The following is an 8,967-nucleotide window of genomic DNA, read 5'->3' on the forward strand; positions in this document are numbered from 1 at the left end:
TTTTCTTTTTAGAAAAAAGAAAAGCCCTTCACGGGAAAAGAAAAACATGGGATTTCTTTTCTTTTCTCTTTCCCTTTTCTCTTTCTTTCCCTGAAGAGTTTCTTTCTCTTTTTAAAGAGAAAGAAAGGCTTCTTTTATTTAAGGTTTTATCACTCTCACAGTTGCAGCTAGGAGAATAATCCCCAGAAGTATTTTTAAAAAATCTTCACTCACGATGCCGAGCATACTCGCGCCCAAAAACGCGCCAATCATTGCCGGTACACCCATGGCAATGCAAATAATTTTGCCTTCTCTATTCAAATGTCCCATTTTTATATGTTTGAAGGCGCCTGAGAGCACTGCTGGTATTGATACAAGCAAGCTGGCTGTACCTGCAGATTTTATAGGTAGTGAGAACACATACATAAAAGTAGGTATTCTAAGCTCTCCTCCTGCTACACCCAAAGCGCCGCAAACAACGCCTATCAAAATACCGAAAATCAGCGCAAGAGTAATATTGAGAGGAAAAGCTGGTAAGAAATATGTTTTTAGATGAGTAAGCGGCTCTGTAATGAGTTTAATCCCTAGCATTACAAGAAAAATTGCCAGAAATATTTTTAGGTATTTTTCTTTTACTTTCCCAGTAAGCCATGCACCAAAATAAGCTCCTAAGATAGAGCCAAAGCACATAGCCAAAATTATATCAAATGTTGGAAATAGAAAACCGGTTTGAATTCTTCTTAAAAGACCTACGGTAACTGTTACTACTCCTATTAAAAGATTTATATTTGCAGCTATAGCTACAGAAAAGCCAAGCACTCCAACAAGTATAGGCAATCTGAATTCGCCGCCACCTACCCCTACCAAGCCGGCAGCAAAACCTATGAAAAAGCCTGAAATAGAAGCAATTATGAGTTTTTTAGCGCTTTGCATTATGCTTTAAATTGCATATCGACAAAATAAAAGTATCGTAAATGCTCTACCTAGTTAGTTATTTATTCCTAAAACGCGATATCTGCGCTATGTATTTAACACAAGAGCAGGAAAAAATTTTAAAAGGCGAATACGGAGAAGTGCTTGAAAAAAATTTTAGACTGCTTGTGAGGCTAGGCGAAATTTACGACGCTGATAAAATGATACCAATTGTTAGTGCGCAAGTTGCAGGAGTATCTTTCAAATCTATTGGCGACCCAGGATTAGAGTTTTTGGAAGATTATTCGAGCAAAGGCGCAAAAGTAAAAGTTCTAACTTATCTTAATCCTGCGGGAATGGATTTAGAGAGTTGGAAAGAGTTAGGATTTCCTGAGGACTTTGCGCATAAACAAATGAAAATTATAGAGTCATTCAAAAAAATGGGTATTGTAATTACAGCTACTTGTACGCCTTATCTTGCAGGTAGTTTACCTAGGTTTAGAGAGCATATAGCATGGTCTGAAAGCTCAGCAGTTTCTTTTGCTAATAGTGTGATAGGAGCGAGAACAAATAGAGAAGGTGGTCCAAGCGCTTTAGCAAGTGCGCTTTGCGGCGTAACACCAAACTATGGCTTCCATTTAGATGAAAACAGAAAGCCTAATGTAGTTATAAAAGTTAATGCTGAGCTAAAATGGAATTCTGATTTCGGCGCTTTAGGGTACTGTGTCGGCAAGCAAATCAAAGATAAAATTCCTTATTTTATTGGTATAAAGAATGCGAGTACAGATCAATTAAAAGCGCTTGGAGCTGCAATGGCTGCATCAGGTGCAGTGGCACTTTACCATGTTGAGAATATTACACCTGAGGCGCACTTAATAGATGTAAAAGGGCTTGAGAAAATTGATGTTAGCGAGAAAGAAATAAAAGAAAGCTATGAAAAGCTGAATACCGGAGAAGAGCCTGATATTCTTGTTTTCGGCTGTCCTCATGCGTCTTTACATGAAATAAAAGAGCTTGTAGAAAAATTAGCTGGTAAAAAGCTGAGGAAGCCCCTTTGGATTTGCACATCAAGAGTGATGAAAGATCTTGCAAATAGGTTAGGGCTTACTGAGATTATAGAGAAAGCTGGCGGCAGGATAGTTGCAGATACATGTATGGTAGTAGCGCCAATCGAGCAAATGGGCTACAAAACAACAGCTGTTAACTCTGGCAAAGCTGCGAATTATTTACCTGGCTTTTGTAAACAGAAGGTCGTGTTTAATAATATTGAAGAGTTGATAAAGAAGGTGGTAAAGTAAGTATGAAAGGAAGAACTATTTACCCTGGCAAAGTAGAGGGCGTAGCGCTCGTCTCAAAAGAGCCTATTGGCTTCTACGGCGGGATAGATGCGAAGACAGGCTTAGTTATAGAAAAAGGTCATGAGCTTGAAGGCAAATGCGTGAAAGATAAAATTTTAGTTTTTCCCTGCGGTAAAGGCTCTACTGTAGGCTCTTATGTAATCTACGGCTTGAAAAAGAACGGTGTAGCGCCAAAAGCAATTGTAAATAAAGAGACGGAAACAATTGTAGCTACAGGTGTAATTCTAGCTGGAATTCCTTGCGTCGATAAAATTGAGCTTGAGAAGATTAAGAATGGTGATAAGCTTTTTGTAGATGCAGAAAAAGGATTAGTTGAGATAAAAAGATGAGTTACGATGTCGCTATTGTGGGCGCTAGCGCAATAGGCTGCTATACAGCCAAACTCATTGCTGAAAAAGGTTTTTCTGTAATATTGCTTGAGGAGCATTGCGAAATTGGCTACCCAGTGCAGTGCGCCGGGTTAGTTTCGCCAAGAGTTATTGAAATTACAAATGCGAAAAGAGCGATACTTAAAGAATTTAAATCTGCAAAAATTCGTTCTAGTAATGAAGAGCTTTTTGTTGAGGCTAAAGATACAAAGGCAGTAGCAATAGACAGAGCAAAGTTTGATAAAATATTAGCTAAAGAAGCTCTGAATAAAGGTGTCGAGCTCTTGCTCGGTGCTAAAGCGATAAGCGCTAAAAGAATATCTGATAGAAGCAAAATTTACGTGCAATTTCTTAAAGACGGAAAAGAAGATACATTGGAATGCAATATTTTTGTAGGTGCAGATGGCGCTAATAGCGTAGTAGCGAAGGCCTTTCAACTATCAAGACCGAAGGAGCTACTAAGTGGCATTAGTGCGGAAATAGTTTTTGAACGGGAGCAAGATTATATTGATATTTTCGTAGCTAGAAATTTAGCACCTGATTTCTTCGCTTGGGTTATACCGCTCAACGGGGTCGCTAAAATTGGATTGTGCGCTAGAGCAAATACTTATCGGTATTTCAAAAAATTTCTGGATTTGCTCAACTCAAAAAAATTAATTTCTTTTAACGCAGGTATCATTCCGCTAGGCTTAGCTGAAAGAACCTATACTGACAATGTGATGCTCGTCGGTAATTCCGCATGTCAGGTTAAGCCTCTTTCCGGAGGCGGTATTTATACAGGATTGGTCTCTGCGCAATGTTGCGCTGAAGTAGCAACTCAAGCTTTAGAAAAAGGATGCTACAATGCCAAAGTTTTAAAAGAATATCAAAGGCTATGGCGTTCAAAGCTCTATAAAGAGCTAAAAATGGGATTGATTGCAAGAGCTTTTTTCAAGCAGTTAAAAGAGAGAGATTTCGATCGGATTTTGAGCAAGCTTAACAACGACAGAACCTTAGCTTTAGTGTCAGAGTATGGCGATATTGATTATCATTCTAAAGTAATAAAAGCTTTATTCCGCTCTCCACAAACAGCTAGTTTGCTAATGCCTCTACTCAAAGACTTGTTCTAATAAATCTTTCTTCACGCCAGCTGATTATTTTAATTACTATGCCCGCTACTCCGAGTATAATTCCAATCATTATGAAAGGTAGTGTAAAATTCATTATAAAAGGAGTTAGATCCAGTGTAATATAAACTTCGTCTGTTTCGTTACCTTTAAGCCAAAGCTCACAGTAATCTCTGCCTTTTTCACTCCCCTTCACTGCTCTTCCAAGATTATCGCGAAGTTCGAATATTTTGAGCCCTGGAGGCAAAATTAATTTAAATGTTGTATTACATTCCTCAAAACCCTGTAACGGGAAATTCAGAGGCACAGTAAACCAGCCTTCGAAAATAGCTAACTCTAGATTACTAAAATTCTTTTTTTCTTTCTTTAGTTTGAACTCAAAATCTGCATGCCCTCTTATCTCGATAGGGGACTCGCCACTCATGTTAGTTAAATCATAGCCTCGGAGCGATTCGTTAACTACAAAAATTTTCATACTCACATTTTCGCCAAATATCGAAGTTAAATTAGAAAATACTTCCTCGAACCCCTTTGTCAAATTGCCTATTTCAAAAAGCTCTTTAGCAATCATCAATCTTATCAAGTCTGCATTTATATAATCTATAGTTACATTTTCAAAGAGCAAAAAATCGCTTGGCACTCTGCCCCAGTAAAACAAAGTTGAAAAGCTTAGGTTCACTCTACCACTAAATTTGAAAATATCTATTTTATAGAGGTCGATAGCAATAAAAACATCTATTTTACTCTCGGTATATTGGGGTATTCTTTTTGCCGCAATACTCAAAATCTTGCTCTCAGATTTTTTTGTAGTGCCGTTTAAATTGTCAACTGTCCATGTTGCGGTCTGGTTAGAATAATCTTCGTCCTCGCTTTTAATGAGCGCATACTCTGGCGCTATCAAAACAAACTTGTTTTTATAGCCTGGGTCTGCGCTCAACTCAAAAGTTTTGTTAAGTTTCGCGCCCGCTGAAAGCATGCCCCTTAAAACCTCTTCGAAGTCAGAAAGGTTTAGCTTTTGTTTAAAACCGAGCAAAGTTTCACTAAATGTTATTGTGGCATTTTTAGTTAAATTGACTGGCAAACCCTTATTTACTAATTCAATGCTCAAGCTGGAATTATCTACAATCGTATCTTCAAGAGTTATGTTATCGTTCGCAAACGTTATGCCCAGCACTCCGTTGACAACGCAATCAACTTCTGATTTGAGTTCCTCGACAAGAGTCGCATTTGTAGAGTTTTCTCTTATAGCATCTGCTGTGAATACCTTGCCTCCTATCTCTGTTTTGTAAATGCCAAACTTAGCTCCCAACTCTATTTTAGTCATATTAACAAATTTTAGCTCGTAAATTGATTCAACATGCCCTGTAGGCTGAGCTCTATAGGGCTGAGCTGCTGATTGTGCTGAGAAGTACGGTATTAAAACTACCAGTGCCAAGACCAAAAAGCATATTTTTTTCACAACGCCATTATAATTTTGAGGCTAATTAAATGTTTGCTGTGAAAGTAAAGAATGAGCTTGTGGAACAGGTGCGCAAGCTCTTAACACAAAAAAGGCTTGTAGATAATACAAGAAAATTTATAAAAGTTGGAAAATTCGTTGAAATACCGGTGCGCTCCGGAAATATACAAGATTATAATTTTATAAAAGGCTACGATGTTGTGCTTGCTAGGCAGAAAAAGATTGTTAGATTTGTACCTAAAAACCCCTTTGAGAATATACTACAACTTGTAAACATTCCTGACAGGCTAAAAAAAGAGCTGCCTAAAAAATGGGAAAAGCTTGGAGATGTTCTCTTGCTCAAAATGCCTCCAGCGCTGGAAAATTTTGAAAATGAGGTTGCTGAAGTTTATGGAAAAGTACTCCATGCTAAGACTGTAGTTAAATATTTGGGCATTCATGGCGTGAAAAGAGAGGCTTCGGTAAAAAAGCTGTTCGGCGAAAGTACGGAAACTGTTCACAAAGAGAATAAAATAAAATTCAAGCTAGATGTTGCTAAAATAATGCTGTCCTCAGGTAATTTAGAAGAGCGCAAAAGGATGGCAAGCATTTCTAATAGTAATGAAATCGTTGTTGATATGTTTGCGGGTATAGGCTATTTCTCAATACCGTTAGCTTTTTATTCCAAGCCTAAGAAGATACTAGCGTACGAAATAAATCCTATTGCTTACAAATACCTTTGCAATAATATTGAGCTAAACAAAGTTCAAAATATTGTAGAGCCTTGGCTTGAAGATTGCTTGAAAGCAAAAGAGTGTTTAGCAGATAGAGTTATAATGGGCTACCTTAAAGACACTTCTCTCTATCTACCGAAAGCGTTGAGAATTTTAAAGTCCCAAGGCGGCATTATCCACTATCATGAGAACTGTCCTAATGAGTTGTTACCTGAAGAGTTTTGCGACAAAGTTAAAAGCGTTGTTGAAAGAGAGAAAAAGAGAGTAAAAATTCTTAAATTTATAAAAGTAAAATCTTACGCTCCTGGCGTTACTCATGTAGCGCTTGATTTAGAAATAAAATAGTTAATTCTTGTAAACGCATATATTTCTCATTAGTGATTTGTGAACGCGCAGATTGTGAATCTCAGCAAGCTTGAAATACTCAGTTCCAAGTTCTATCGCTTCTTGATTAGGAAGTACTACAACGAGATATTTGCCTTCTTTCAAAATTTTTTTAAAACATTTGAAAGCTCTTTGGTAGAGCTCAAGCACCTTTTCTCTTCTGGTAGTTGCGCTTCTACCGTAGGGCGGATCAGTCACTATAGCATCGCAACTTTTGATAAATTTAGTTATTTCGCCAACATCTGCTTGAAATAGCTCGTAATCACGAATATTAAAAAATTCCAAGTTCTTTTTAGTGCCTTCGATCATTCTCATATCTATATCACATCCAACAATTCTTAATCCAATAAGCCCTGCCTCGATTAATATTCCACCTGTACCGCAGAAAGGATCTACTAGAATTTCGCCTTCTTTAACTCGACTTAAATTTACAAGAGCTCTTGCAATTCTAGGATGTAAAGAAATTGGTGAAAAAAAAGGTCTGTATTGCGGCTTTCGAGCTTCTAAAGCTTTTCTGTTAAGCTCAATAATACTTTCGCCAACATAACATTTATTCCCTACAATTGCTACTCTAATTTCGCTCTGGGGATTGCTCAAATCTACTTTTGAGTGTGAGTTACTAGCTAGAATAGCGCTACCAACTTTAGCCTCAAGTCCTTGCCGTTGAATTTTAGCACCGATTTTTTTAACTCTGACTCTAAAAGTTCTGCTCTCTAAATTTATATTTTTAGTGCGCTCTAAAAGCTCAGCTAAAGGGCTTGAGAACATAAATTTACTAGCGTGACGAGAGAATGCTAATTTTTTAATCTCAAACAACGCTCGCTCAGGAACAGCTATTACAGCTATTCTCTCATCTCTCAAAACGATTTTAGGCTTGAAGCTGTAAAAGCACGAAAGTAGCTCGGCAATAGGCAGTGTGGGATGCTCGCCAGAAAGCTCCACCATAATTTGCATAGTTATTAATTATATGGTAGCGCTATTTTAGACTATCGATAAAAATATATATTGGAACAGTCATCCTGGAAAATATGAAAGTATTGAATAAGGATAGAAAGGTTATTGAGCTAGAAGTTAATGAGGATTTGGGCTTCCTAAATGCTTTAGAAGCGCTACTTTTAGAAGATAGTAATGTAGAGCTCGCTTATTGTACTACCGATCATCCACTGACTGGGAAACCTAAAATTTTTATAAGGGCTAAGAAAGGCTCGCCAAAAGAAGCTTTAAGGAAAGCAGTTCGTAAATTTGCAAAAGAACTTAATGGTTTTGAAGCTGAATTTAAAAAAGTAGTTGCTAAAGCAGGTAAAAAACATGAGCCTGTTTAGCTAGAAAAATGCTGGCATGCGAAGAGGAGAGAAAACTTGGATTGGAGGTTTTTTATACAAATACAGAAGGTATTGGTGGAAAACTAAAAGTTTGTTGCGATGATTTTATTGTAGAGGAGCTTGCGCTTGCGCCTAAACCCCAAGAAAACGGAAAGTATACAATCGCCAATATAAGAGCTAGGAACTGGGAAACTAACAAACTTGTAAGAGAGTTTGCGAGAGCACTTAGAATTACAAGGAAAAAGATACATTTTGCAGGCACTAAAGATAAAAGAGCTGTAACTACACAACTATTTGCGTTCGAAGTTCCTAAGGAGAGAGTTGCAGCTCTTAAGCTACCCGATATAGAAATTTTAGAGCTTTACTCATCAAACAGAGCTCTTGAGATTGGAGAACTACTCGGAAATAAATTTGAGATTACAATTAAAGAGATTAAAATACCTAATACTAAACTTACAAGGCTAGTTGAAAGTACAGCTACCGAGCTTTTAGCACTTGCCGGTATCCCAAATTTCTATGGTGTGCAAAGGTTTGGCATAGTGAGACCTGTGACACATCTTATAGGCAAATATATTATCAAAAAAGACTTTGAAAAAGCTGTTATGAGCTATATTACAATGCCTTCTGAAGAAGAGCGTGAAGAGATTCAACGGGCTAGAAACTTTTTAGGTAGCAGTTACGATTTTAAGAAGGCTTTGCAGCTGTATCCTAAAGACCTTATATTTGAACGTGCTATTATTCATTACCTTGCCAAATATCCTAACGATTATGTAAACGCTTTAAGACAATTACCAAAAAATTTGCTGTTGATGTTCATTCATGCTTATCAAGCCTATATTTTTAATAGGGCATTAAGTAAAAGGATAACTTTGAAAATGCCTCTCAATGAGGCTTTATTGGGCGATTTTGTAATGCCTGTCGATAAATATAATTTACCAGCTCATAACACATTTATAAAAGCTGATGAAAGAAATATTAGTAAATTAAATCAAAAGATAAAAGAAGGAAAAGCATTTGTTTCAGGTACTATTTTTGGGTTTGATACAATATTGCCAGGGGGTCTGCAAGGCGAACTTGAACGTAAAATAATTGAGGAAGAAGCGTTGAGAAGAGAAGATTTTATTATACCAAATATTCCCGAGCTTTCTTCTAGAGGCGAGAGAAGAAATTTACTTGCGCCTCTGAGCTCGTTTGAGTATAAAATAAACGATAGTCAGCTCAAACTCAAATTCCAATTACCAAAAGGCTCTTACGCAACTTCTTTGCTGAGGGAGTTTATGAAAGCAGATAAGCTAAAAGACTACTGAAACTGCTGTGTCGCACAGAATAAATAATATCCTCTAAACCCATCACCGCTTTGGGATGG

General features: G+C 37.2%; 9 protein-coding genes. 6 read left to right on the top strand and 3 right to left on the bottom strand.

The window, feature by feature from the left end; genetic code table 11:
* Nucleotides 1-138 precede the first annotated feature (138 nt).
* Nucleotides 139-912 (bottom strand): sulfite exporter TauE/SafE family protein, encoded by a 774-nt coding sequence (locus QMD21_06600; protein ID MDI6856429.1) that lies wholly within the window; start codon nt 910-912, stop codon nt 139-141.
* Between the two features lie 89 nt (nt 913-1,001).
* Here QMD21_06600 and QMD21_06605 point away from each other — a divergent pair, with 89 nt between their 5' ends.
* Genes QMD21_06605 through QMD21_06615 form a run of 3 tightly spaced genes read left to right on the top strand, consistent with a single transcriptional unit; the run spans nt 1,002 to nt 3,726 of the window.
* On the top strand, nt 1,002-2,189 hold the full coding sequence (locus tag QMD21_06605; protein ID MDI6856430.1) for an aconitase X catalytic domain-containing protein: 1,188 nt from the start codon (nt 1,002-1,004) through the stop codon (nt 2,187-2,189).
* A gap of 2 nt (nt 2,190-2,191) precedes the next feature.
* Nucleotides 2,192-2,578: a DUF126 domain-containing protein gene (locus QMD21_06610; GenBank protein ID MDI6856431.1), complete on the top strand. Its 387-nt coding sequence runs from the start codon at nt 2,192-2,194 to the stop codon at nt 2,576-2,578.
* Nucleotides 2,575-3,726, top strand: coding sequence for an NAD(P)/FAD-dependent oxidoreductase (locus tag QMD21_06615; GenBank protein MDI6856432.1), 1,152 nt, complete (start codon nt 2,575-2,577; stop codon nt 3,724-3,726). Before QMD21_06610 ends, QMD21_06615 begins: the two co-directional genes overlap by 4 nt.
* Here QMD21_06615 and QMD21_06620 read toward each other — a convergent pair.
* On the bottom strand, nt 3,710-5,182 hold the full coding sequence (locus QMD21_06620; GenBank protein MDI6856433.1) for a hypothetical protein: 1,473 nt from the start codon (nt 5,180-5,182) through the stop codon (nt 3,710-3,712). The two genes, QMD21_06615 and QMD21_06620, sit on opposite strands and share 17 nt — an antisense overlap.
* A 38-nt stretch (nt 5,183-5,220) precedes the next feature.
* On the opposite strand from QMD21_06620, the gene QMD21_06625 reads away from it, so the two are divergent.
* On the top strand, nt 5,221-6,240 hold the full coding sequence (locus QMD21_06625; protein MDI6856434.1) for a class I SAM-dependent methyltransferase family protein: 1,020 nt from the start codon (nt 5,221-5,223) through the stop codon (nt 6,238-6,240).
* Here the strand turns inward: QMD21_06625 and QMD21_06630 are convergent, their stop codons facing one another.
* Nucleotides 6,241-7,233 carry a THUMP domain-containing protein gene (locus QMD21_06630; protein MDI6856435.1) on the bottom strand — a complete coding sequence of 331 codons (993 nt, stop codon included), beginning with the start codon at nt 7,231-7,233 and terminating at the stop codon, nt 6,241-6,243. It lies immediately after the preceding gene.
* Nucleotides 7,234-7,307: 74 nt separating this feature from the next.
* Between QMD21_06630 and QMD21_06635 the strand changes: the two genes are divergently transcribed.
* Both QMD21_06635 and truD read left to right on the top strand, forming a co-directional pair.
* Nucleotides 7,308-7,601: an RpoL/Rpb11 RNA polymerase subunit family protein gene (locus QMD21_06635; GenBank protein ID MDI6856436.1), complete on the top strand. Its 294-nt coding sequence runs from the start codon at nt 7,308-7,310 to the stop codon at nt 7,599-7,601.
* A gap of 8 nt (nt 7,602-7,609) precedes the next feature.
* Complete coding sequence (truD, locus tag QMD21_06640) at nt 7,610-8,908, top strand: tRNA pseudouridine(13) synthase TruD (GenBank protein ID MDI6856437.1); 1,299 nt, start codon at nt 7,610-7,612, stop codon at nt 8,906-8,908.
* The last annotated feature ends 59 nt before the right edge of the window (nt 8,909-8,967 follow it).

Source organism: Candidatus Thermoplasmatota archaeon, from assembly GCA_030018475.1.
Lineage (GTDB): Archaea > Thermoplasmatota > JASEFT01 > JASEFT01 > JASEFT01 > JASEFT01.

Excerpts from the sequence above, each read along its gene's own strand:
- QMD21_06600 (MDI6856429.1), bottom strand. The coding sequence starts at position 912 with ATGCAAAGCGCTAAAAAACTCATAATTGCTTCTATTTCAGGCTTTTTC.
- QMD21_06605 (MDI6856430.1), top strand. The coding sequence starts at position 1,002 with ATGTATTTAACACAAGAGCAGGAAAAAATTTTAAAAGGCGAATACGGA.
- QMD21_06610 (MDI6856431.1), top strand. The coding sequence starts at position 2,192 with ATGAAAGGAAGAACTATTTACCCTGGCAAAGTAGAGGGCGTAGCGCTC.
- QMD21_06615 (MDI6856432.1), top strand. The coding sequence starts at position 2,575 with ATGAGTTACGATGTCGCTATTGTGGGCGCTAGCGCAATAGGCTGCTAT.
- QMD21_06630 (MDI6856435.1), bottom strand. The coding sequence starts at position 7,233 with ATGCAAATTATGGTGGAGCTTTCTGGCGAGCATCCCACACTGCCTATT.
- QMD21_06635 (MDI6856436.1), top strand. The coding sequence starts at position 7,308 with ATGAAAGTATTGAATAAGGATAGAAAGGTTATTGAGCTAGAAGTTAAT.
- truD (MDI6856437.1), top strand. The coding sequence starts at position 7,610 with ATGCTGGCATGCGAAGAGGAGAGAAAACTTGGATTGGAGGTTTTTTAT.